Genomic DNA, 25,346 nt, shown 5'->3' with positions numbered 1-25,346 from the left:
TGGTATTTAACTCATACACTAGTAGCTGTATGATCATCTTTTAAATTAGTTAGTCTTCAAATAAATTTAAGTATCAATTATTACCTAACCTGAACTTTGCTTTAAAAATTTACTAACGTAGTGATTTATTATCCAAAGCTCAGGTTACTTAGACTAATTAAATTAGGTATGTTGCTGGTAACAAGCAGCTTGTTAGGACAACAAAAGAGGTATTGCATGAGCGAAAATCATGACAAATATAGTATCGACAATACGGATTACACCGTAGGTCAGGATAACGTGCAAAAATGGGGATTTGATATACACAACCCTGTTTTTGGCATCAGCGCGGGCCTGATTGTCATCTTTTTAATCGCCATTCTCGCTACCGATCCACAAACTGCAAAAGCAGCACTTGATGGTGTGAAACTCGATATAATTAATAATTTTGATGCCTTGTTTATGTGGGCTGCAAACTTCTTCGTTATTTTTTGTTTAGCACTGATTGTTTCTCCTTACGGAAAGATCCGTTTAGGAGGCAGTGATGCTAAGCCTTCATATACTCGTGTTTCATGGCTCGCTATGTTATTCGCCGCAGGCATGGGTATTGGCTTAATGTTTTGGGGGGTAGCTGAACCGGTTGCATATTTTACTGGTTGGTATGAAACACCACTGAATGTAACAGCCAACACCCCAGAAGCTGCAAAACTGGCAATGGGGGCAACTATGTTCCATTGGGGCCTGCACCCTTGGGCTATTTATGCTGTAGTTGGCTTATCACTATCATTCTTTACATATAACAAAGGTTTACCACTGTCTATCCGGTCAATTTTTTACCCTATATTGGGCGATAAAGCATGGGGCTGGCCTGGTCATATCATTGATATTTTAGCAGTACTGGCAACTTTATTTGGCTTGGCAACATCATTGGGGTTAGGCGCTCAGCAAGCGTCTGCGGGGATAAACCACGTGTTTGGTCTCAAAGGTGGCATTGGCTCACAAATACTCGTTATTGTTGGCGTTACCCTACTGGCTATTATTTCTGTTGTGCGTGGTATCGATGGCGGTGTAAAACTCCTTAGTAATATCAACATGCTAATTGCTTTTGCCCTTTTGGTATTTGTTTGCTTAGTTGGCTTTGCTGTTGCGATGGGTAATATTCCTACCACCTTTATGGGTTATGTAGAAAATATCATTCCATTAAGTAATCCACATGGCCGTGAAGACGAAACATGGATGCATGGCTGGACTGTATTTTACTGGGCTTGGTGGATTTCGTGGTCACCGTTTGTAGGCATGTTTATCGCTCGCGTATCACGCGGTCGTACTATCCGTGAGTTTTTGATTGCGGTATTACTTATTCCAACATTGGTTACAGTATTATGGATGTCAATTTACGGCGGTATCGCAATTGATCAAGTAGTCAATGGTGTTGGCGCACTTGGCCTAAATGGTTTAACCGATGTCCCTATGGCTATGTTTCAAATGCTAGATGAATTACCTATGTCTAATATTTTGTCTGTAATTGCTGTGCTATTAGTTTTAGTGTTTTTTATCACTTCATCTGATTCAGGGTCATTAGTAATAGACTCTATCACTGCTGGCGGGAAAATTGATGCGCCAGTACCACAACGCATATTTTGGGCATCTATTGAAGGTGCTATCGCAGCCGCGCTACTGTGGATTGGTGGTACACAAGCAATCGAAGCACTGCAAGCAGGTGCGGTCTCTACCGGCTTACCATTTACAATCGTCTTGCTGTTTATGTGTTTAAGCCTTATTTTAGGTCTGAGAACTGAGCCGTTACCGGCTAAATAAACGCTATTTAAAACCACAAACGCCGCAAATTTGCGGCGTTTTTTATTTAAGCTTGTTAGCCAAAGTTCAGGTTAAGAAATTTTTAACTCCATAATTGCGAGATCGGTGTATCTTCTCGGTAATGGTGACTCAATTGTGCTTGTAACAGTTCAGCCGTTGCTAAAGCGTCAGTTAAAGCGTTATGGTTTTTATACACAGGTAATGAATAGCGCTGGCGACAATCACCTAATCTAAGCGATCCTAACTTAGAATTAAATAACCAACCTAGCAAACCCTGCCTGGCTTTTAAGGCTTTTCGTTCAATTTCCATGGTATCAACCAAAGCAAAGTTGATCCCCTCGTTAAGCCTAAGTAACAGTGCAGTATTTAAGAAGTGCCGCTCAATCGCGCCATAGTGTACAACAACCACTTTACCACTGAGTGCTTGCAATAATGGCTCAATAATATGATTAAAATCCGGTGCATCGTCAATTTCTGAATGCGTTATGCCATGTATTACAATGGATCCCTCGTTGAAATTACGCCTAGGGCGCACCACCCAATGGCGACTATCTTTGCAATATATACGCTGTAAATTAAAAGGAATTAAACCAACGCTGACAATATCATCACTGGTGCTATCTAAACCGGTTGTTTCAAAGTCCATTGCAACAAATGGCACATCTTTAATTGCTGCGAATTTATCGCTAAAAGCAGCTCCATAAAAACGTTTGATAGTGTCATTTTGAGCGCCGCTTAATAAATTTTTATAGCGTGTTGCCCAGTCAATCATTGCTTGCTTTTTGAAAGCCATAAATTACTTTACCCCAGAGTTTGCTGAGTAACTAAATTTCAAATAGCTTTGTGCTTTTTCTAAAATTGCAAAAGCTTCTTTTAAGTTACGCTGCTCAAAAGGCGATAATAAATGAGGGTCTAAATCGTTGTCGGGTTCTTCCCCCTGTTCAATTTGCCATGCTTGGTGACGGATCCGCATCATGGCAATATATTCTAGCGCATCTCGCAAATCTTGTGCTTTGCCTTGCGGTAGGAGCTTGGCTTCAATAATATCTTCTAAGCGTTCGAACGAGTTTTGCTTACGTGATCCAACCGCCAATGCGTGAACACGAATAACATCTGAAAGCGGCGCTGTGCCTCTGCGCTTTAAATTCATAGAACGTTTATGCTGACCGTTGTGCTCCATAACAAAGCCTTTAAAAAACCCCAATGGTGGGGTTCTGTTGCGAGCATTTGCAGCCATATTAGCTAAAAATACGCGATTAACTTTGCTTTGTTTGGCAATAAATATTTTAAGCTCATCGGCCCATTTGGTTTTACCCCACACCCCGTCTAAATCAAAAAATATGGAGCTATTTAGTAAGGCTTGCGGTTTAGGCAGCTCTATCCACTGAGTAAATTGCTCAAACCATTGTGCACGTGTTTTTCGCCATTTTTTAAATGACGCCATTATTTCGCCATCACAATAGGTATAACCGCATTGAGCTAAACCATCACAAACAAAATCGGCAATATTTTGAAAATACGTATCATGAAGTTCATCATCATAATCATCATCTAGAATGAGCGCGTTATCTTGATCAGTAACAATGAGTTGCTCATCCCGCGCCATTGAACCTAATGCGATAAAACAGTATGCAACCGGCGGCGGCCCATACTTTTCTTCGGCTAATACCAGTAACCTTTGTTTAAAAGTGCGGCCAATCACAGCCATTGCCGTGCCAATCATATGCGAGTTTGCATCTTCATTTACCATTCGTACAAACACATTCGGCAGCTGGCGTGCATAGTGTGTTAAATCTTCAATTGATTGCTGCGCAAGTATTCCACGTACCAATAGCAAGCTGCTTTGTGATTCATAGCGTAAAATATCAGAAAGAGAAATAACCCCAATTGGACGGCGTTTTTGGACCACCGGTAAGTGATGTAAGTTATCACGTAGCATCGCAAGTACAGCTTCGAAAACATAGGCATTGGCATCTAATAAAACCAAGTTTGTAGACATTATTGTATGCGCGGGTGTGTCAAATGCCAGCCCATGAGCAATGACTTTGGTACGTAAATCTTTGTCTGTGATAATACCAACAACTTGACCATCATCTTCCTCTGGGTCGTCGTTAATAGGTTTGGTACTATCAGTAACTAAAACCGATGACACCGATTCATCAGTCATAAGCTGGGCAACTTGTTGCACCGTTGAATCAGTATTAACTGTTACCACATCACGGTGGATCAGCGATTTTACTTTTGCCGTGGTTAAATCATTACCATCGGCTTGTTCAACAATTGCCTGATGTAAACGAACATTACCATCCGTTTCAAAATAGTCAGCAAATGAATCAAATTCGTCGCAATAGCGGTTAAATAGTTCAACATTAATGCAATACACTAGCGTATCTTCAAGTGCTTTAGCTGGAAAGCGAACCTTGCGATTCATCAGTAAACCCATCTGCCCAAATATACCGGCAGTGGTTAAACGATTATCCAGTTCCCCATTACGTCGATACATTTCAACAGAGCCGCTTCTGATCACATAAAGATCGGCTATATCTTGACCAAATAATAAAATATCGGTGTGCGCTCTAAAGTAGGCGACTTCAACCTGTTGCGCGAGCTCATTGATTGCTTTACTCGGTAGGCTGTCAAAAGGCGGGTGTTGTGCTAAAAACTGCGCGATTTCTACTTGTTCGGCTTGCATAAAAAAAACCTGTTGGGGATAGCTTTCCCAAGTGTGAGCCTAATTAACTTATTTTTCAAAGATAAATAGTTAATTAGGCTATTTTAATTGTGATTTACTCTACCTTATCAAGCTCCTGCGCAAGTTGCTTACTTTCATCACCACGAGGGGTAGTAAAGCGTGCTAAGCCCAAGTAAATTACCGGTGTTAAGTACAACGTAAATAGCACCGCTAAAGACAAGCCACCAAACACGACCCAGCCAATGGCATTACGTGCCTCAGCCCCCGCCCCGGTTGATAATATCAGCGGCAGTGCACCTAATAAGGTTGATATCAAGGTCATAGTAATTGGTCTTAAACGTACCAGTGCTGCTTGCTCTACAGCTTTACGAACAGTTAAACCTTGGTCGCGCAATTGGTCAGCAAATTCAACTAACAAAATCGCGTTTTTCGCGATTAAACCAATTAACATCACCAAACCTATTTGCGAGTAAATATTTAACGAAGTACCAGTTAAGTACAGTGCTAAAATTGCTGATGTAATACCAAACGGTACCGTTACCATCACCACCACGGCACTATTAACATTTTCAAACTGTGCGGCTAATACTAAAAATACGATTAAAAATGCCAGTATGTAAGTGATAAATACTTCATTAGAAGTTTCTTCAAAGGTTAATGCTTCACCTTTAAATGCCAAGCTAATGCCACTTGGTAGCGTTTGCTCTGAAATATCACGTAATTGCGATACCAGCTGTGCAATACTCATGTCCGCCGGCAGTTCCATATCAAGCTCGATAGCACGACGCTGTGCGTGGCGTTCAAGCTCGGCGGCAACACCTTCTTCTGTTATGGTTGCAACGCTACTCAGTGGTACTAACTGACCGTTATTTGCACTGATATATAAATTAGCGAGATCACTGGGATCTTTAATGGTTTGATTTTGTGCTTGCAGAATAATCGGTACCGATTGGTCACCAATATTTAAATCTGCAATATCATCGCCATTTATCGCAGCACGTAAGGTGATTGATATATCACTCAGTGACACCCCTAATTCCTCTGCACGGCGTCTATCAATATTAACGCGCAATTGCGGCTGTGATGGCTGATATGAAATACGCACGTTGTCAATCGACGGGATAGTCTGCTCAACCTGTGCAGCAAAATCTTGTGCGGCCTTATAAATCTGCAGGTAATCTTGCCCTAATAGTGCCAGCTCAATACCGCCACCTTGACCGCGTAAATTTAAACTATTTGACCCAGACGGATAACCTGCCGCCCCAGGAATATTACCCAGCGGACCGCGAATTTTATTAATGATCTCTTGCTGTGAAAAATGACGCTCATCCCAGTGTTTTAAAGGCACGGTAATAAACACAATATTTGGATCCCACTGCCCTACAACAGTATAAATAGATTCAATTTCGCCGCTTTGCACATACGGCAGCAAAATATCTTCCATTTGCATTGCTTGACGGTCCATAAAATTCAAACCAACACCGTCAGGGCCCCGAGCAAAGATACGTATTTTTCCGCGATCTTCTGAAGGCAGTAATTCATTATCTAAATTGAGATACAAAGCACCCGAACCCGCAGCGACTAATATACTAGCTATAAACGTAAGCCACGCATGATCAAGCACCCAATGAATGGTTTTAGTATAAATATTAGCAAGCCAATGACCTATTTTAGCAAATGGGTGTTTACCACCTTGTTTGAGTTTTAGCTTTGAGGTGAGCGCTGGCACTAATGAAAGCGCTACAAAGCTTGAAATGATCACCGCTCCCGCAAGTACCCCACCAAACTCCCTAAATAATCGCCCTGCGGTTGAGGGTAAAAAAGCGATAGGAACAAATACCGCCGCTAACACCGCTGTCGTTGCGACAACAGCAAAAAACACTTCTCGCGTGCCAATTACCGCAGCAGCACGGCGGCCAAGGCCTAAACCGCGTTGACGTTGAATGTTTTCGCTGACCACAATCGCATCATCAACAATCAACCCCGTTGCTAACACTAATGCCAGCAAAGTAAGTATATTGATTGAAAAACCCAGTGCCCATATCAACGCTAATGAACCAACCAAGGCAACAGGAATTGCAAATGCAGGCACTAAAGTCGCGCGCCAAGAGCCGATAAATACCCATAATGTAATGATCACCAGCAGCACAGTTAGCACCAGTGAGTAAATCACCTCATCAACTGAGCTCCTGATAAATTGTGCATCATCAGAAGTTAAAGTAAATTTCAGCTCCGGAAAACGCGTTTGCATTTTTGCTAATAAACTTAATACTTCGTCAGATATTTCAATGGTATTTGACTGTGCTTGACGTATAACTTCCATGCCAATCACTGGCTGGCCGTTTAAGCGCACCATAGAGCGAGGATCCGCAGGACCAAAATACACAGCCGCAATATCACCAATACGCGTACCATCACGAATAATAATATCGGCCACTTGCTCAGCGGTAACTGAGGTTGCATCTGCGCGCACTATAATTTGTTGATCCGTCGATTTCAAACTACCTGCCGGTACATCAAATGGCGCTTGGCGCAGTACTTGGGCTACATCAGGAACGGTTAAATTAAAACTGGTTAATTTAAGTGGATCAAGACGCACCCGTAAAACACGTTTTCGGTCACCATTTAAACGTACATCGGCCACACCTGGAATGGTTAAAAACTGCGGTGCTAAATCAACCTCAACCAGTTCAGTCAACGCTTCAAGGGCTATGGTATCGCTTGATACGGTTAGCGATACAACCGCCTCAGCATCATTATCAGCCTTGATAATAGAAACGCGCTCAACTTCTTCAGGCAACTCACGTTGTACACGTGCTACCGACTCACGGGTTTCATTCGCAGCATCATCAAGGTCAACACCAGCACGAAACTCAACAACAATCCGTGCGTTACCTTCTTCACTTTGTGCGCGAATAGTTTTTACACCACTTACGCGGGCTACCGCCCCTTCAAGTTTACTGGTTACTTCGGTATCAACAGTCTCTGGGGAGCCACCAGGAAATGAAGCCGACACCGTGATCCTTGGCGTATCAACATCAGGCAGTTCACGAACTTCAACCCCGGCAATGGCCGCAATACCCGCAATAATGATCAGTAAATTAAGTACTACAATAAGCACTGGGCGGCGAATGGCCATTGAAGGGAGATCTTGCATCATAGGTTGTTGTTTCATACCTACTCCTGCGCTGCTGCAAGCGGCTTGATATAATTAAGCTCTTGCGCTGGGCGTAAACGTTGTACGCCTTCAACTACCAAAATATCGCCTTCGTTTAAAGGCCCAGATACGAGCAAACGACCCGCTAAACGTTGCTGGATTTTAACATCAACGCGAGTTGCCTTTTGCTCAACACTTTTCCATACATAGGGGCCAGTTGCCCCCCATAAAAGCGCAGCTTCAGGCACTGCAGCTAAACTCTGCCCTAATACCTCAATATGTACTCTAAAACTCATACCCGGTAAAAATTGTGCTTGTGCATTATCCAGTTTTGCTTTGACACGCAGCGTACGTGTTTGTGGATCAATGCGTGAGTCAAGATAAGCGACTTGCGCATTTATCGCATCGCTTCCTTGCCACGGCATCACAGTCACATTACCGCTAGTTCTAAGCATTGTAATAGCCGACTCTGGTGCATTAAAATTTATGTATAACGAACGAGTATCATCAATACTGGCGATGGCTGTTTGAGTGGTAATTCGATCGCCAACTTCGACATCCGTTAACCCCATGGTGCCACTAAAAGGTGCTCGTACTTGGCGATCTTCTAATTCGGTTTCGGCTTTAGTCACCGCAACCATAGCTAACTCATACACGGTTTTTGCATCATCTAGATCGCTTTTTGGCACCGCGCCTTTAGCATGACTTTGCTGTAAACGTGTTTGTATTCGTTCACTATCTGCAAGTTTTATTTTCGCTTCATTAAGCGCCGCTTTTTGTCTGCGCGAATCGAGCTCTAATAAAATAGCTCCTGCGGTTACCTGATCACCGGGTTTAAAATGCACAGCCGTGACTTTATCCCCCACTGCAGGATAGAGGATAACAGAGCGAATCGCTTCGGCATTACCAACCGCTTGAACTTGCTCTTTTGCACGTTCCATCGCAACAGGTTCAACAATTACGTTAGCAGCAAATGCCGATGGCATTACCGCTGAACAAGTAATAAAAACACTGACTAAAAGAACTCGTAATTTCAAAAAGATCACCTAATTAATTATTATTTCCATTATGGTACGCAGTGTAACAGTGTTTTGATCAATAAAAAGTCTAGTTCGATTAACTGTCAAAACAATACGTTGAAATACCTTTATAGGGGAAAGTAACTAGGGCAGTGTATTTAATGCTAAGAGGCTAACTAGCTATAAATACCCTATATATAAACAGCCTAATTGGTCAGAATAAGGTATTGTCTTAAATTTACTCATAATGGTAGTTTGAGCTTTTAGAACTAAAAATTGTTGAATTTACGGGTTAATAAACCCTGAAAGTGGTCAAAAATATCTAGTTTATTGCTAAGTACTTTTGAGTAAGTGGGCAAACAGGTATAGTGTGCAACAATAGTTTTTATTAGGGTCCACTCTGCTAGTTTATATTTAAAAGGACAATTATGTTTAAGCAAAAATTTACCGATATACATGGTATTACACACCAAGAAGCCGTATTTTTGGTCAACCTTATTAACATTAGTGAACAGCTTTCTAAACAACTACAATTCGATCACAGCGGAGAAGTTAGCGTTGAGTCTTACGAACATGGCAATGTTGAATTTTCAGCCGTTTATTGGACATCAGCAAAAGCTAAAGAGGACGGTTGTGAGCCGCTGATTTTTATGTATAAAAAAGATGTGTACACACTAGAGCAATGCACTATTGCTGTAGATAACGCTAAAGACATGACACCTGAACAGCTCACCAATGCCGCCGAAGCGCATTTAAAAACATTAATCTAAAGTTAGCATGTATACATGGTGATTTAATAAAAACATCACCGTGTTAACACGCTTATTTAGAACTTAAGATGACACCTATCACAATTGTTTACCTAAAAAAGATACTCACCACATAAAAATGCACGACGCACGCCACGGGATACGCAATGGTAATAACCGTATCCACACAATTTATTTGACGTTTCCTTGCAATTGCCATGTATCAACCAGTTTGTATTTTGGACTAATTAAAAATTAATAATATGGAAAATACATACTTTAGAGTGCGTGTTTACTTTTTCCTTTTAAAAATATAAATAAATTCTAATCTCACTAATAACATAGAAAAAATGAGCTAAAATTTAAAGTTTGTATTGGTTATCAAATGATGTGGTTTTATCTTTTGTGATCTGATGTCTTATTTCAGGTACAGTCTAGGTGCAAGAAAGGTTTATTTGCATAACATTTGCGGTACTTTGTGCAGACTGAGACATAATTTAAAAAAGGGTCCTAGATATGAAAAAATTTATTGCAACGACTACTAAAATTTTTCTGATTTCTACTATGCTACTAAACGCAAAAGTTAATGCGTGTACTCGCCTTGTTTATCATGGCCCAGATAACACGGTGTTGACCGGTAGAAGTATGGATTTTTCTATTAATATCCCTGCAAATTTATGGATTTTCCCCAAGGGGATTGAGCGTAATGGTGAGGTTGGGCCTAACTCAATTAGATGGCGTTCAAAGTATGGAAGCGTAGTCGCTAGCTCATGGGATATTGCAGCACCTGACGGAATGAATGAAAAAGGACTAGTTGCAAACCTATTATGGTTGGTAGCATCTGAATATCCCAAATTTGATTATGATGGTGAGCGTCCAGGTCTTACTATTGCAGCTTGGGCACAGTACGCGCTTGATAATTTCGCAACTGTTGATGAGGCGGTAAAGTTTTTCGAACAAGAAAAGTTTGCAGTTGTATCAGACTTTATTCCTGACACCGATAAGTTCACGACAGTTCACTTATCATTATCTGATGCAAGCGGAGATAGTGCTATTTTTGAGTACATAGCTGGCAAATTAAAAATACATCATGATCGTTCATATAAAGTGATGACTAATGACCCTGTATATGAACAACAACTTGCTATAAAGAGCTATTGGGATACGGTCTCTGGTCAAGACTTTCTCCCAGGTACTGGTAAAGCCGCCGATCGTTTTGTTCGAGCATCTTATTACTTGAGCGTATTACCACAGACTAGTGACCCTAAAATCGCAGCCGCAAGTGTGTTTAGCGTAGTCCGTAATGTTTCAGTTCCTTATGGAATTGCAATCGAGGGGCAACCTCACTTATCTAATACTCGCTGGAGAGTTGTTGCTGATCAGGGGAATTTAATTTACTACTTTGAAAATGCGCTTACTCCAAATGTTGTTTGGGTAGACTTTAATAAAGTGAACTTTGAAAAAAATGCAGATGTCATGAAGTTGCCATTAGATAAAAACCAGACTTATGCTGGGGAATCCAGTTCTTATTTTATTAAATCAAAACCTTTTAAATTTAAAGGGTTAGATAGTAATCCATATTAAAAATTAGTTTACAGTGTAAGTCCGCAATGATCGATATTAGTTGTGGACTTAATATAGCAAGTTTAAAACCTAGTAAATAGCGAACTAAAGTTTATAACTATTCAGAAATTCTGTGTTGCTCATATATCGTTTAGATCTTAAACGTATCCAATTACTTATATATCCCCCACTGTTGCTGAAAAACTCTAAAAGCTAGGTCAATGCCGCTTTTGGCAACAGTGATGAAATTTTATCAGCGCAGGTCCGATAACTGTATCTAAATTTCTAGGCTCTTTATCTTTAATAGCTTGGTTATTATTATTACTCTTATAAGACGCAACATCCTCCATGTAACTCAAGCGCAAGTTTATTGTTGAAAAAAGCTCTTGTGCTGTACTTGCAGCAAAAAAATTAGATGAGAGCAGCAAAGGTCAAGATGATTCGAAACATAATATCTTACCTTGTGAATTAGGGGGCTGTTATTGTGCAATAAAACCCTAAGGATTAAATTTATTCAATCTTGATTACCATCAAAAAAGCCCCAGACAATGCTGAGGCTTTATAAAACGGTAGTAATAGCTCTACTAAATTACTTTTTACGCTGTGCGTCTTTTTGCGCTTTTTTAGCTTCTTTACGCTTTTGTAAAACGGCTTGTGCTTCGTTGCCAATATGGCCTTCGCCACGAGCTTGCGCTAATTCAATTTGCTTTTGACGCTCAGCAAATCGTTCACGTTGTTCATCGGTAACATCATCAATACAATGATGACACGAAACACCTTCCATGTACTCTGGTTTGAGTTTTTCGTCTTCAGTGATTGGCATACGACACGCATGACATTGATCATATGAGCCTTTTTGTAGGTCGTGATCGACTGCTACGCGATTATCAAATACAAAGCACTCACCTTCCCACATGGTTTCTTCTTTTGGTACTTCTTCTAGGTATTTTAAAATACCGCCTTCAAGATGGTACACATCTTCAAAACCTTGCTCTTTCATGTAAGCAGTTGATTTTTCACAGCGAATACCACCAGTACAAAACATAGCTACTTTTTTATGTTTGCTCGGATCGAGGTTTTCTTTCGCCCACTGCGGAAACTCGCGGAATGTTTTAGTATTTGGGTCTACTGCGTTTTGAAAAGTACCAATTTCGATTTCATAATCGTTACGGGTATCAACTAAAATAACCTCAGGATCTGAGATCAATGCATTCCAATCTTGTGGTTTTACATAACTGCCAACCACTTTCAGCGGATCAATCCCTTCAACACCCATTGTGACGATTTCTTTTTTTAGTTTTACCTTAGTACGGTAAAACGGGCATTCATCATCAAATGATTCTTTGCTAACAATGTTATCAAGGTTTGGTTGGCTGTCTAACCAGCTTAAAAGGTTGTCAATGCCTTCACGCTTGGCAGAAACTGTGCCGTTGATACCTTCTGCGGCAATTAATAAAGTACCACGTACTTCATTGGCTTCCATCACATCTAACAATGGTTGGCGTAGGGCTTCGTATTCAGGTAAAGAAACAAACTTATAAAGTGCACATACAACAAAGTGCTCGCTGGTTACATTGTCTTTATGGACAGCAGTCATGGTGATTCCTATTTTGCTTTAGCCGTTATTGGCGGTAACCGAATCGTAAATCCGGCGCATAATACATATTGAGGGCGCGTATTTTACGCTTTTTCTAATTAAATGCAAAAAAAGCAGTGATAATTGGCTTTTTACTGTTAGCCGCACTCGGGACTGCGCTATAATAGCGAAATTATTTATACCCAAACAAATTGCTCATTTTGGAGAAACACACTTTGCATTTTACTGATCTTGGGATTGATACTCGCCTTGAAACACAATTAGCGCATCAAGGGATCACCCAGCCCACTGATATTCAGGCCCATGCAGTGCCCACCGCACTTGCAGGCCATGACATTTTCGCCCAGTCTAAAACTGGGTCGGGCAAAACCTTGGCATTTTTATTACCTGCTGTTCAACGGGTTATGAAACAAAAGGCGCTCAGTAAACGTGATCCTCGTGTGCTTATTGTGGCGCCTACTCGTGAACTGGCGACCCAAGTATTTACCCAACTTCGCCTGTTAATTGCAGGTACTAATATTAAAGCGGTGAAAATATTAGGCGGTGAAAACTTTAATGATCAAATTAAAGCACTGCGTAACGACCCGCAATTTGTTATTGCTACACCGGGTCGTTTAGCCGATCACTTAACTCAGCGTTCATTACAGCTAAGTGGCCTTGAGTTACTTATTTTTGATGAAGCTGACCGTATTTTAGATTTAGGTTTTACTGCACAGTTAAAGATGATCAACGAGCAAGCAGATCATCGCCTGCGCCAAACATTATTGTTTTCAGCGACACTGGATCATGCACAAGTCGATGCGTTATCACGTAATTTACTGAAAAAGCCAAAACAAATTACCCTTAGTGCGGCTAACGAACAACATTCAGATATTAAACAAAGCTTATATTTAGCAGATCACCTTGATCATAAAGAAGCGCTGCTTGAGCATTTTTTAAAGCAAGACGAGGTCGGGCAATGCATTATATTTACAGCGACTCGTACAGATACCAGCCGTTTAAGCGAATCACTTAATGCTAAAGGTTTTAAAGCCCAAGCATTAGCAGGTGATTTAGCCCAAAATAAACGTTTAGATATCATGGACGGCTTTAGCCGTGAAAACTTTAAAATTTTAATAACCACCGATGTTGCCTCTCGTGGTCTTGATTTACTGAGCGTAACTCATGTAATCAATTTTGATTTACCTAAACACGCTGAAGAGTATGTGCATCGTATTGGTAGAACTGGTCGAGCTGGCTTTAAAGGTACCGCTATTTCACTGGTCGGTCCTAAAGATTGGTTAAGCTATAAAGCAATTAAATCATTCTTAAATGATGAACTTGAGTTTCATACCGTTGCAGGGTTAAAAGGTAAGTTTAAAGGTTTACGCGAACCAAAACCTGATGCAACATGGGCTAAAGCACAAGAAAATGTAAAGCCTAAAGTAAAAGCTGTGACTAAACGCAAAGCAAAACCTAAAAAGCCACAAGCGCCAATCAAAGCCCCTCTTAATATTGATGGTGATGCACCAATGCGCCGTCGTAAAAAGCCAGAACAGGAATAATTATGAGTTACCTTGGAACCACCCAAACCCTATTCGTTAACGAAGTAAGTAACGAAGGCGCGTACCTTGATGGTCATGATCTGGGTGAAGTTTTTTTACCAAGCAGTGAAATTAAACATGAGCTAGAAGCTGGCGACAGTGTCAGCGTATTTATCTTTTTAGATAATGCTAATCTCGCCACTGCAACAACTAAAAAGCCGTTAGCTCAAGTAGGTGAATACGCCCTACTTCGTGTTAAAGAAATCAATAGCATTGGCGCTTTTTTAGATTGGGGGCTTGATAAAGATGTACTGGCACCGTTCAACGAACAAAAGCCAAGAATGCAAGAAGGCTATTCTTATTTAGTACGTTTGTATTTAGATAACGCCAGTGGCCGTATTTGTGCATCGAATAACTTTAATCGTTTTATCAATAAAACGGAGCCTGAGTACGCGCCGCTGCAAGAAGTACAATTAATTGTCGCTGGCAAAACCGATATTGGCTATAAAGTATTAATAGAAGAAGCACATTACGGCGTTATTTTTTACAACATGGTGTTTAAAAACATGTTTGTTGGCCAACGCTTAACTGGATTTATTCAAAAAGTACGCGAAGACGGAAAAATTGACGTTATTCTTGAAAAACCAGGTATGGCTAAAGTAAGTGACTTGGGTGAGAAAATAATGGATAGATTAAAATCCGAAGGCGGTGTTATTGCTTTAGGTGATAAATCGGATCCTGAGACAATTAAAAAAGTTTTCTCAACCAGTAAAGCAAATTATAAAAAAGCCATTGGCGGTTTGTTTAAGCAAGGCTTAATTGATATTGAAGCTAAGGCTATTAGGTTGAAATAAGCTACGGGCTACGGGCTACGGGCTACGGGCTACGGGCTACGGGCTACGGGCTAACAAAATATTGTTATATCATGAAAAGAGTAAAGTGAAAGCTTTACTCTTTTTTATTTCATAAGCACCAATGGCAACAATGAGCGTGAAGCTGACGGTCGGGCAAACTCATTTTTGGACAGAAATACGTTACGAACTACAACACACTCTAACTTTTCGGATTGCCTCAAGTATTGCAGCCATGCACTCAGCATAGGAACCAAACTCAATTATCCAATATAGATAACTTTGGGGAAACCGCCTGTTGCGTTATGCTTATCTCAATCTTTATTGACTCGCGAATTCCCATGCCTAACGACGCATTCAACACTCAACTTGCAGAGACAATTTCTGCTCTTAACTCACCAAGCTTTACGCCTAAACTCATGCGCGTGATTGCTTCCATATTGAGTTTTGATTGCGCGGTTATCCTCGGCTACCGCGAAGGTAAACACCCTATCTACCTATATGATTCGATTGAAAGTGAACGCGATCTTCTGTTCCAGCGTTATCTCACCACCTCTTTTCAAAACGACCCCTTTTATAAAAAGCTGAACGCTAACAAAGAGCAAGGAATTTTTACGTTCAAAGATGTCGTAGATAAAGACGTAACGCGTAACACTTTCGAGTACCAAGCCTACTGTCAGCAGTTTTACCATCAAACGGGCTGGAAGGACGAACTCAGCATGCTTATCGAAGTCGAACCCACACGCTGGGTTATGCTCTACTTAGGATTTATGCAAGATGAAAAACGCTTCAACAAACCTCAAGTAACCAAACTCAAATCTTACTTCACCATTATTCAATCTTTGTGCCAACAGCACTGGAAACAGACTGAGTTTACACTCGCTGAGCCAGTATTCAGCCCTGACGCTTATTCAGGAAAAATGCGTGCAGCAATTGAATCCGCAGTGGCATCTTTTGGCGAAACTGTCCTCACCAAACGAGAACATGAAATCGCCGCATTAATCGCGCAAGGCTATGACAACAAAGAGATTGCAACGCAGCTTGATGTCACAGTAGGCACAGTTAAGAATCACCGTAAACGCATCTACGCTCAGTTGAATGTGGCGTCATTAAGCGAGTTCTTTCAATTGTTTCTCAACCACCTAATCACTCAATCAAGGTAACAAACTGTCCCTTTAGGGATATATCTCAATTCCGCATCGCCTTTTAATCTGAATACAACCAAACCAGACAAAGATAAGACAATGACACTAATTGAAGATTTACAAGCTCGCGGTTTGATTGCCCAAGCGAGCGATTTAGACCAAGTTCAACAATTGCTATGTGAGCCACAAACCTTGTACTGCGGTTTTGATCCAACCGCAGGTAGCTTGCACATCGGCCACCTAGTGCCACTGATTATGCTTAAGCGTTTTCAAGACGCAGGACACCAAGCCATCGCTCTTATTGGTGGTGCGACAGGTATGATTGGTGACCCAAGCTTTAAAGCCACAGAACGAAGCTTAAACTCAGAAGAGACCGTATCGGGTTGGGTGCAAGATCTGTCGAGCCAAATTCAACAGTTGATGGATAAGCAAATCAGCAAGCCAATGATCATGGTAAACAATGCTGATTGGGTGAAGCAGATTAACGTGATCGATTTCTTCCGCGATATAGGTAAGCATTTTTCCGTGAATACCATGATCAGCCGAGAGTCCGTTAAACAACGCTTAAAACGTCCTGAACAAGGGATTTCATTCACCGAGTTCAGTTACGCTCTGCTGCAATCTTACGACTTCGCAGAATTGAACCGCCAGTACAACTGTCGCCTACAAATCGGTGGTAATGATCAATGGGGCAACATTGTTAGTGGCATTGACCTTTCTCGCCGTCAAAATAGTGAGCAGGTCTTTGGTCTAACCCTACCTTTGATCACCAAATCTGACGGCACTAAGTTTGGTAAAACCGAAGGCGGTGCAGTGTGGTTAGATCCAAGTAAGACGTCGCCTTACGCTTTCTACCAATTCTGGTTATCCGTGGAAGATACCGATGTTTACAACTTCCTACGCTACTACACCTTCTTGAGCTGCAATGAAATTTCTGCGATTGAAACACAAGACAAAGAGAACAAAGGTAAACCACGGGCACAGCTTATCCTAGCAGAGCAAATGACGCGGTTTGTCCATGGTGAAGAAGGATTAGCTAGTGCAGAGCGAATCACCCAAGCGCTATTTAGCGGCAATGTTCAACTATTGAGTTTAAACGAACTAAAACAGTTAGAACTCGATGGCTTACCTAGCATGCAAAGTGCTGAGCAAGACTTGGTAAAACTACTAGTTGAATCAAGCTTAACCAACTCAAAGCGCATTGCACGAGAACTGATTGGCAGCAACGCAATCAGTGTGAATGGCGATAAAGTCGATGCAGAAAACCCAAACTTGAACTACCCACTGTTCGACCAGTACTGGTTGCTTCAACGCGGTAAAAAGCATTTTTGCTTGGTGAGACGTATAGTGGATTAACACACTTCTATTTTGGGTCACACTCTACCTCAGATGATTATTTGCCATTGAACATTGCAATGGCAAATAATGACGCCAAAAATTCCTGATATTTGCAGGTCTAATCTTGCACCGTAGTTTGTAGTGGATTAACAAATTTCGCCATAGAGTTAGAGATCTAAACATAAGGAAGAGTACATCAAATTACGCTTTAGGGAACCGAGTAGCTGAACGTTCGCAACTCAGAATGGGGCATAAGCGAGTTAGTACCATAGCCCGCTTTTAAAACATTGTGGACTATTCTTCGCCAAGTTATTAAGTTTGTATACCTACAAACAAAAAGAGCAAAGTAAAAACTTTGCTCTTTGTTCTTAGTATTAGCACTAATTAAAATAACGCTTGTTTATTTTATCGAGTCATTAATTTCTTTAATAACCGCAACTGGGTCTGCGGCTTGTGTGATCGGACGGCCAACAACTAAATAATCGCTGCCATCTTCAATTGCTTGCTTTGGTGTCATGATACGTTTTTGATCTCCTGCATCACTTCCCGCAGGGCGAATACCTGGCGTCACCAATTTAAAATCGTTACCGAGTAGCGATTTTAATTGCTTGGCTTCTTGCGCTGAGCACACTACCCCGTCAAGGCCTGACTCTTTTGCAAGTTTTGCTAAATAGATAACTTGCTCAGCAGGCGTTTTTTCAACACCTAAACGCTTTAGTTCGTTTTCATCCATACTGGTTAAAACAGTAACCGCAATTAACAGTGGCGCTTTATCACCAAATTGCTCAAGCGCTTGTTTGGCTTTAGTCATCATTTCAACACCGCCACTGGCGTGAACATTAACCATCCAAACACCCATTTTGGCAGCTGCGGTAACCGCTTTGGCAACCGTATTTGGAATATCATGAAACTTTAAATCTAAGAATACGTCAAAGCCAAGGTCAATTAATTCTTTTACAAAAGCAGGTCCAAAATAGGTAAACATTTCTTTGCCTACTTTTAAACGACATGTATCAGGCGATAATTGCTTTACAAAGTTTAAAGCGGTTTGCTGATCATCGTAATCGAGGGCGATAAGAACTTTTTTTGAATGTTCGAGAGACATAACTTTCCTAAAACTGATTGTAGAAGTAAGTGAATATTTTTATAGAAAACTAAAAACCGTCTAAACCACGGCTCGGTACTATGGTTTCCCAATGTTTGCACGAAGGACAAACCCAATAAATTGTATGACTGGTAAAGCCACAGTGTTGGCACTGAAAATCTGGCTTGGTCGCAATATAAGATGTGACCAGTTTATCTATTTGATCTAGTACATCTTTAATATCATTATTTTGTTTTGCTAATAGCTGTAATAAAAAACTAAAGCCACGAATTGTCGGCTGACGTTTTAAACTATCAGTTAAAAATTTAATTGCTTGTTCGGTATGCCCTTGCTCAAGTAATGCTTGGCAATGTTTTATTTTTATTAGCACCCCACCCTTATCAAGTAGCTGCTGTAATAATTCATGAAATTGGTGGGTTAGGTTTAATTGCTCATAACTGTGAGCTAAATCATCTATAAACAAGGGCGCAAAAAAAGTGAAACTACAGATCAGCTCACGCCAATAATAAATTGCTTTTACGTAATCTTCTTTTGCAAATGCTGATTTACCTAATTCATATAATGGGCGGATCGCTTTATGATTTAGGCTAATGGCTTTGCGCATAATTTGCGGATCATTGCTAAGCAACGCAGCTTCACAATAAAAGTTAGCAATGGCTTTGAAATGTTGCGGCTTTGAAAATAAATCACTGTGTGCTTCGAACATATTGATACCCTTTTCCCATTCGCGTGTTTGCGAATATAAATTAAGTATCGGCTCTAATGCATCACTGTGGTTGGCTTTTACTAACCACACTAAATGTTCTTCGGCGCCATCAAGCAAACCCGCCATAATATAATCTTCAGCAAGTTCAAGGCGACTAGCCGCAGCTTGTTGTTCATTAAGGCTTGGGTGTTTGAGCAGTAATTCGTGGATTTTTATTGCACGATCTAATTCACCTCGGCGGCGAAACATCGTTGCTAATGTAGAATAATGTTCAACAGAGTCAGCGGCGACTTCAAGCAAGTTGATTAAGTGCTCAAGGCCTTGATCTTCCTCTCTGTCGAGTAAAAACTTTAAGCCTTTACTGTATTCAGATGTGATCTGACGATTAAGTTGATGAGCTTGGTTTTTAGCGCTATTTTTACCCATGATCCAGCCATAACCAGCCGCAACAGGTAAAAGTAAAAACAAAAGCTCAATCATAGTTAGGTGTCTTTATTAGCAACAAGCTTATTATTATCTTTTTCAGGCGCTAATTTTTTTTTCAAACGATAGTTTTGCCACTTTAATTGCGAAAACAATTTAAAGCTAATAAAACAACCAATTGCGACACCTAAAGCAAAGCAGATACTTATTATCATTGCGAGGGGTAAAGTATTGCTGGCAATAATATAATTTATTTGCACTAACTGTGGATTTTGCGAACCAAGTACAAATGCAAAAATTAAGCATATTGCTACCAGGATAATTTTTAATACCCTAAACAAGTAACTACTCCAACTAAGTAACTAGGCAATGCTCGCGTTTACGCGATCTCTTAACTCTTTGCCTGGTTTAAAATGTGGTACGTGCTTACCTTCTAACTCAACCGTGTCGCCAGTCTTTGGATTACGACCTGTACGAGGTGAACGAAAGTGTAATGAGAAACTACCAAAGCCACGGATTTCAATACGATCTGAGCTTGATAATGAGCCGGCCATTTGTTCAAGAATTTCTTTAACAGCATTCTCAACATCTTTCACAGGTACATGCGCGTGTTGCTCGGCTAATTGTTCTATCAATTCTGACTTAGTCATAACGTTTCCTTAAAAAGAGATAAAGGAAGGGCAACACTGCCCTTCCAATTAAGACTGATTAATTAGTCTTTTTGTGCATTTGCGAATGCAGCTGCCATTGCGTTTTCGAACACTGGCTCTTCTTTCTTAAGCTTTTCTAGTACTTCTTTCTCTTCTGCTTCGAAAAGAGCTTTAACTGAAAGGCTTAAAGTGCGGTTCTTACGATCAACACCAACATATTTCACTTCAATTTCGTCGCCTACAGAAACAACAGTAGTTGCATCTTCAACGCGCTCTTGAGCGATATCAGCTACACGGATGTAACCTTCAACGCCTTCGATAAGTTCAACAGTTGCGCCTTTCGCATCAACTTCTGTCACTTTACCTTTAACAATAGCACCTTTTTTGTTTGCATCAAGGTAGTTATTGAATGGGTCAGCTTCGATTTGCTTAACACCTAGAGAGATACGTTCACGCTCTGGGTCAACTTGCAATACGATAGCAGTGATTTCGTCGCCTTTCTTGAATTCACGTACAGCGTCTTCGCCAGGTGTATTCCAAGAAATGTCTGAAAGGTGTACAAGACCGTCAATACCACCGTCAAGACCGATAAAGATACCGAAGTCAGTGATTGATTTGATCTTACCAGTAACTTGATCGCCTTTGTTTTGTAGACGAGCAAATTCTTGCCAAGGATTAGCAATACATTGCTTAAGACCAAGTGAAATACGACGACGTTCTTCGTCGATTTCAAGAACCATAACTTCAACAGTGTCGCCTAAGCTAACAACTTTAGAAGGATGGATGTTCTTGTTAGTCCAATCCATTTCAGAAACGTGTACTAGACCTTCAACGCCTTCTTCGATTTCTACGAAGCAACCGTAATCTGTAAGGTTAGTTACACGACCAGAAAGTTTAGAACCTTCTGGGTAACGACCAGCGATAGCTGCCCATGGATCTTCACCAAGCTGTTTAAGGCCTAGAGATACACGAGTTTTATCTTTGTCGAATTTAAGAACTTTAACTGCGATTTCGTCGCCAACATTAACGATTTCTGAAGGGTGCTTAACACGCTTCCACGCCATATCAGTAATGTGTAGTAGACCATCAACACCACCAAGATCAACGAATGCACCGTAGTCAGTAAGGTTCTTAACGATACCTTTAACTTCTTGACCTTCAACAAGGTTAGCAAGAAGCTCTTCACGTTCTTGTGAGTTTTCAGATTCGATAACTGCACGACGTGAAACAACAACGTTGTTACGTTTTTGATCAAGCTTGATTACTTTAAATTCAAGCTCTTTGCCTTCAAGGTGAGTTGTGTCACGTACTGGACGAACATCAACAAGTGAACCAGGTAGGAAAGCACGGATTGAATCAACTTCAACAGTGAAACCGCCTTTAACTTTACCGTTGATAACACCAGTAACAGTCTCTTGCTCTTCACATGCTTTCTCAAGACGGATCCACGCTTCGTGACGCTTCGCTTTCTCACGAGAAAGGATAGTTTCACCGAAACCGTCTTCAATTGCATCTAGTGCAACATCTACTTCGTCGCCAACAGCAACTTCTAGTTCACCAGCAGCATTTTTGAACTGCTCTGCAGGGATAGCACTTTCTGATTTAAGACCAGCATCTACAAGTACAATGTTGTTCTCGATAGAGATAACTGTACCTTTAACGATAGAGCCTTGCTCTGCTTCAAAACCCTTTAAGCTTTCTTCAAATAACTGCGCAAAATTTTCTGACATACGAATATACGTCTCATATATTATTACCAATAAGCAACCATGCTGCATGGGGTTGTTAAAATAGCACTGGCATCCTGCTGGCGCATAAATAGTTTATCGTCGCTTTGGAAGTTTACCTTCGACGATCGCTGCATCTAATAAAATCATAACCTTATCAAACACTTGCTGTGCATTAAGCTCGCTAGTATCGAGTTCAATAGCATCGTCAGCTGGTACAAGCGGCGCAACAGCACGATTCATATCGCGGTCATCACGTGCTTGAATATCTTCTAATAGACCACTTAGTGTAACATCAAGACCGCGTTCATTCAACTCAACAAAACGTCGGCGCGCGCGTTCTTCTGCACTAGCGGTTAAATAAATTTTTAATGGAGCATCTTGGAACACCACAGTGCCCATATCGCGGCCATCGGCTATTAGCCCATTTTCAGTTCGAAATGCGCGTTGGCGCCGTAATAATGCTTCTCTAACGCGCGGTAAGGCTGCTACTTTTGAAGCGGCAGCTCCTACTTCTTCATTTCGAATTGTTGTTGATACATCTTCACCTTCCAGAATAACCTTTCCAGCGTTAGTTTGACTATCAACTAAAAACTGCACATCTAAGTTAGCAGCTAAAGGCACCAATGCCTCTTCGTTGTCTAGTGCAATTTGGTGATGAAGTGCTGCTAGTGCTAATACGCGATAAATCGCGCCACTATCCAGTACATCCCACCCTAATTTATCGGCTAACAAGCGACAAACAGTTCCTTTACCTGAACCACTTGGGCCATCAACGGTGATCACGGGCATTAATAACGCCTGCATTTAAACCTCCTGCAATGCACACCAAAATAAAACTGCGACATTATACGTTACTTAATTAAATATATCCGCTTTTTGTATGTAACTCTTTATATTTCAACTTTAGTCATTTATTGACTAACCGATGCTAGTACATTGAAAAATGTTGGAAATGTCTTGTATGTACACTTAGGATCATTGATAGTTATTGGCTTGCCGCCTACCGCTACCAAGGCAAAACACATCGCAATACGGTGGTCGTCATAGGTATCAATCGCCACATCGTTAAAGTGTTTTGGCGGTGTTATTTCGATGAAATCTTCACCTTCAACTACCTCAGCGCCCACTTTACGCAGCTCCGTCGCCATTGCATGTAAGCGATCAGTTTCTTTTACGCGCCAGTTATAGATATTACGAATAGCGGTTGGACCATCTGCAAATAACGCCACTGTCGCAAGGGTCATCGCCGCATCAGGAATAGCATTGGCATCGATATCAACACCTTTTAATTCGCCTTTACGTACCACTAAGCGCTCGTCATACCAATCTATTTTAGCACCGACCTGCTCCATCACTTTTGCAAAGCCAATATCGCCTTGCACAGATTTTGCACCTACACCTTTGATCTCGATTTCACCACCGGCAATTGCCGCCGCAGCGACAAAGTAAGATGCACTTGATGCATCCCCTTCAACCATAATACGCTCAACAGCTTGGTATTGCTGCGCACCTTTTACAGTAAAGGTTTTATAGTTATCGTGAGTTACCGATATGCCAAAGCGAGCCATTACATCTAAGGTAATATCAATATACGGTTTAGATACCAACGTCCCCTTAATTGTAATGCACGTATCGCCATTAAATAACGGCGCAGCCATTAATAATGCAGTGAGAAATTGGCTCGAAATACTGCCATCAATTGCAACGTTGCCGCCATTAATTTGCCCACCAACAATTTTAAGTGGCGGATAGTCTTTATTTTTTAAATAACTAACATCCCCACCGAGCGCTTGCAGAGCATCCACTAGATGACCAATTGGACGTTCCTCCATACGTGGCTCGCCAATTAGTTCATAGTTTCCCTTCACCGCTGCTAAAACCGCAGTCAGTGGGCGATACGCGGTGCCTGCATTACCTAAAAACAGTGGCTCAGCTGGAGTTAAAAACTGCCCGCCAACACCTTTTACAGTGGCTACAGTTTTATCATCATTAAGACTTACATCAACGCCCAATAATTTTAATGCGCCAAGCATATGGCGAATATCATCACTGTCTAATAAATTTTCTACAACCGTTGTGCCTTGCGCAAGTGCCGCTAACAGTAAAATACGATTTGATAAACTTTTTGAGCCAGGTAAGATAACACTGCCATTTACTAGATTGATTGGCTCTAACCGTAACTGCTCCATTAACTGTGCTCCTTGGCAAATTTCGCCATAAAGTCAACTAACGCTTGTACACCGGCAAGTGGCATGGCGTTGTAAATACTCGCACGCATACCGCCAACAATACGGTGACCTTCAAGTGCAAGTAAGCCAGCTTCTTTTGCTTGGGCTAAAAACTGTGCATTTAAGCTTTCATCATTGAGCCAAAAAGGCACATTCATACGTGAACGACAATGCTTAGCAACCTTATTACTATAAAACGGTGATTCATCAATAAAGCCATACAGCAGTTCGGCTTTTGCTATATTTTGCTGTTCCATGGCTTTAACACCACCATTTTTCTCAAGCCAGTCAAATACTTCTGCCGCTAAATACCAAGCAAACGTAGGTGGCGTGTTATACATGCTGCCTTGTTTTACTTCGAGTGCGTAATCAAATATACCTGGCTTTGCAACCCCTTCACGCTCAAGCAACGTTTTACGAATGATCACAATGGCAAGGCCTGATGGACCAATATTCTTTTGCGCACCAGCGTAAATTAAATCAAACTGCTCAACATCAAATTCACGCGATAAAATAGTTGATGACATGTCTGCAACGATCGGCGCTGTTGGGTGACTTGGTACATCAAACACTTCAATGCCATCAATGGTTTCATTAGGACAATAGTGGATGTATGAAGGATCGGCTGGAAATTGCCACTCACTAACTGGTTTGATAGAAAATTGCTCATTTGTGTCATTACGGACATCAAGCTCAGTGACGGTAGTAAATTTAACCGCTTCGTCAACCGCACCTTTAGACCACACACCATTTTCACAATATACGGCGTCTTTACCTGCTTGGTGCAGGTTCAGTGGCACTGCAGCAAATTGGCCTCGACCACCGCCATGCATAAACAGCACTTCAAATTCATCGCTGATATTCATTAACCGACGTAAGCTTGCTTCGCATTGTGCCGTTAATGCTAAAAATTCTTTACTACGGTGACTGATCTCCATCACCGATACACCTAAATCTTGCCAATCAAGAAATTCTTTTTGTGCTTTTTCCATCACAGCTGGCGGTAACATTGCAGGCCCAGCACAAAAATTATATATACTCATTACCTTTCCTCATTCCAGTAATTTAACAAT

At 41.1% G+C, this 25,346-nt stretch carries 20 protein-coding genes and 1 pseudogene; 7 read left to right on the top strand and 14 right to left on the bottom strand.

Features of this window, described 5'->3' with window-relative positions; genetic code table 11:
* Positions 1 to 216 precede the first annotated feature (216 nt).
* Positions 217 to 1,797, top strand: coding sequence for a BCCT family transporter (locus H5180_RS02920; RefSeq protein WP_182757626.1), 1,581 nt, complete (start codon positions 217 to 219; stop codon positions 1,795 to 1,797).
* Positions 1,798 to 1,879: 82 nt separating this feature from the next.
* Here H5180_RS02920 and H5180_RS02915 read toward each other — a convergent pair whose 3' ends face one another.
* From H5180_RS02915 to H5180_RS02900, 4 genes are all read right to left on the bottom strand, one after another.
* The gene (locus H5180_RS02915; protein WP_145233243.1) at positions 1,880 to 2,590 is read right to left on the bottom strand and encodes a 3'-5' exonuclease; all 711 of its coding nucleotides are present in this window, start codon (positions 2,588 to 2,590) and stop codon (positions 1,880 to 1,882) included.
* A 3-nt stretch (positions 2,591 to 2,593) separates the two neighbouring features.
* On the bottom strand, positions 2,594 to 4,489 hold the full coding sequence (locus H5180_RS02910) for a DUF294 nucleotidyltransferase-like domain-containing protein (protein WP_182757625.1): 1,896 nt from the start codon (positions 4,487 to 4,489) through the stop codon (positions 2,594 to 2,596).
* A gap of 94 nt (positions 4,490 to 4,583) precedes the next feature.
* Positions 4,584 to 7,664, bottom strand: a complete 3,081-nt coding sequence (locus H5180_RS02905) for an efflux RND transporter permease subunit (protein WP_145233239.1) — start codon at positions 7,662 to 7,664, stop codon at positions 4,584 to 4,586.
* 2 nt (positions 7,665 to 7,666) lie between these two features.
* On the bottom strand, positions 7,667 to 8,683 hold the full coding sequence (locus tag H5180_RS02900; protein WP_182730593.1) for an efflux RND transporter periplasmic adaptor subunit: 1,017 nt from the start codon (positions 8,681 to 8,683) through the stop codon (positions 7,667 to 7,669).
* Between the two features lie 410 nt (positions 8,684 to 9,093).
* Here H5180_RS02900 and H5180_RS02895 point away from each other — a divergent pair, with 410 nt between their 5' ends.
* A complete protein-coding gene (locus H5180_RS02895) occupies positions 9,094 to 9,435 on the top strand; it encodes a hypothetical protein (protein WP_149982479.1) in 342 nt (113 codons plus the stop codon).
* A gap of 95 nt (positions 9,436 to 9,530) precedes the next feature.
* Here the strand turns inward: H5180_RS02895 and H5180_RS23740 are convergent.
* Positions 9,531 to 9,634 (bottom strand): annotated as a pseudogene (locus H5180_RS23740) (transposase); the annotation flags it as partial.
* Positions 9,635 to 9,930: 296 nt separating this feature from the next.
* On the opposite strand from H5180_RS23740, the gene H5180_RS02890 reads away from it, so the two are divergent.
* Complete coding sequence (locus H5180_RS02890) at positions 9,931 to 10,998, top strand: linear amide C-N hydrolase (RefSeq protein ID WP_182757624.1); 1,068 nt, start codon at positions 9,931 to 9,933, stop codon at positions 10,996 to 10,998.
* Between the two features lie 568 nt (positions 10,999 to 11,566).
* Here the strand turns inward: H5180_RS02890 and H5180_RS02885 are convergent.
* A complete protein-coding gene (locus H5180_RS02885) occupies positions 11,567 to 12,574 on the bottom strand; it encodes a rhodanese-related sulfurtransferase (protein WP_145233236.1) in 1,008 nt (335 codons plus the stop codon).
* 215 nt (positions 12,575 to 12,789) lie between these two features.
* Here H5180_RS02885 and H5180_RS02880 point away from each other — a divergent pair, with 215 nt between their 5' ends.
* The 4 genes from H5180_RS02880 to tyrS all read left to right on the top strand — a co-directional run bounded on the left by H5180_RS02880 (position 12,790) and on the right by tyrS (position 17,449).
* The gene (locus H5180_RS02880) at positions 12,790 to 14,118 is read left to right on the top strand and encodes a DEAD/DEAH box helicase (RefSeq protein ID WP_145233234.1); all 1,329 of its coding nucleotides are present in this window, start codon (positions 12,790 to 12,792) and stop codon (positions 14,116 to 14,118) included.
* Positions 14,119 to 14,120: 2 nt separating this feature from the next.
* Positions 14,121 to 14,951, top strand: coding sequence for a S1 RNA-binding domain-containing protein (locus tag H5180_RS02875; protein ID WP_182719011.1), 831 nt, complete (start codon positions 14,121 to 14,123; stop codon positions 14,949 to 14,951).
* Positions 14,952 to 15,289: 338 nt separating this feature from the next.
* The gene (locus H5180_RS02870) at positions 15,290 to 16,111 is read left to right on the top strand and encodes a LuxR C-terminal-related transcriptional regulator (protein ID WP_182757623.1); all 822 of its coding nucleotides are present in this window, start codon (positions 15,290 to 15,292) and stop codon (positions 16,109 to 16,111) included.
* Positions 16,112 to 16,192: 81 nt separating this feature from the next.
* Entirely contained in the window at positions 16,193 to 17,449 is a 1,257-nt protein-coding gene (tyrS, locus tag H5180_RS02865) for a tyrosine--tRNA ligase (protein WP_182757622.1), read from the top strand.
* Between the two features lie 382 nt (positions 17,450 to 17,831).
* Here the strand turns inward: tyrS and pyrF are convergent, their stop codons facing one another.
* The 8 genes from pyrF to serC form a co-directional block, all read right to left on the bottom strand.
* Positions 17,832 to 18,536: an orotidine-5'-phosphate decarboxylase gene (gene pyrF, locus H5180_RS02860; RefSeq protein WP_182757621.1), complete on the bottom strand. Its 705-nt coding sequence runs from the start codon at positions 18,534 to 18,536 to the stop codon at positions 17,832 to 17,834.
* 49 nt (positions 18,537 to 18,585) lie between these two features.
* A complete protein-coding gene (lapB, locus tag H5180_RS02855; protein ID WP_145233226.1) occupies positions 18,586 to 19,722 on the bottom strand; it encodes a lipopolysaccharide assembly protein LapB in 1,137 nt (378 codons plus the stop codon).
* A 2-nt stretch (positions 19,723 to 19,724) separates the two neighbouring features.
* Complete coding sequence (locus H5180_RS02850; RefSeq protein WP_016707217.1) at positions 19,725 to 20,006, bottom strand: lipopolysaccharide assembly protein LapA domain-containing protein; 282 nt, start codon at positions 20,004 to 20,006, stop codon at positions 19,725 to 19,727.
* 21 nt (positions 20,007 to 20,027) lie between these two features.
* Positions 20,028 to 20,315 carry an integration host factor subunit beta gene (ihfB, locus tag H5180_RS02845; RefSeq protein ID WP_016707218.1) on the bottom strand — a complete coding sequence of 96 codons (288 nt, stop codon included), beginning with the start codon at positions 20,313 to 20,315 and terminating at the stop codon, positions 20,028 to 20,030.
* Positions 20,316 to 20,377: 62 nt separating this feature from the next.
* Entirely contained in the window at positions 20,378 to 22,045 is a 1,668-nt protein-coding gene (gene rpsA / locus H5180_RS02840) for a 30S ribosomal protein S1 (RefSeq protein ID WP_029216020.1), read from the bottom strand.
* A 93-nt stretch (positions 22,046 to 22,138) separates the two neighbouring features.
* Positions 22,139 to 22,849 carry a (d)CMP kinase gene (gene cmk, locus H5180_RS02835; protein ID WP_145233224.1) on the bottom strand — a complete coding sequence of 237 codons (711 nt, stop codon included), beginning with the start codon at positions 22,847 to 22,849 and terminating at the stop codon, positions 22,139 to 22,141.
* Positions 22,850 to 22,956: 107 nt separating this feature from the next.
* Entirely contained in the window at positions 22,957 to 24,234 is a 1,278-nt protein-coding gene (gene aroA / locus H5180_RS02830; RefSeq protein ID WP_182757620.1) for a 3-phosphoshikimate 1-carboxyvinyltransferase, read from the bottom strand.
* Positions 24,234 to 25,316, bottom strand: a complete 1,083-nt coding sequence (gene serC, locus H5180_RS02825) for a 3-phosphoserine/phosphohydroxythreonine transaminase (protein ID WP_182757619.1) — start codon at positions 25,314 to 25,316, stop codon at positions 24,234 to 24,236. Before serC ends, aroA begins: the two co-directional genes overlap by 1 nt.
* Positions 25,317 to 25,346 lie beyond the last annotated feature (30 nt).

Origin of the sequence: Pseudoalteromonas sp. SR41-4 (assembly GCF_014163985.1) — a bacterium.
In the GTDB taxonomy this organism is placed as follows: domain Bacteria; phylum Pseudomonadota; class Gammaproteobacteria; order Enterobacterales; family Alteromonadaceae; genus Pseudoalteromonas; species Pseudoalteromonas rhizosphaerae.
The sequence above is the reverse complement of the archived record's forward strand: the minus strand, read 5'-3'. Positions and strand labels throughout refer to the sequence as shown.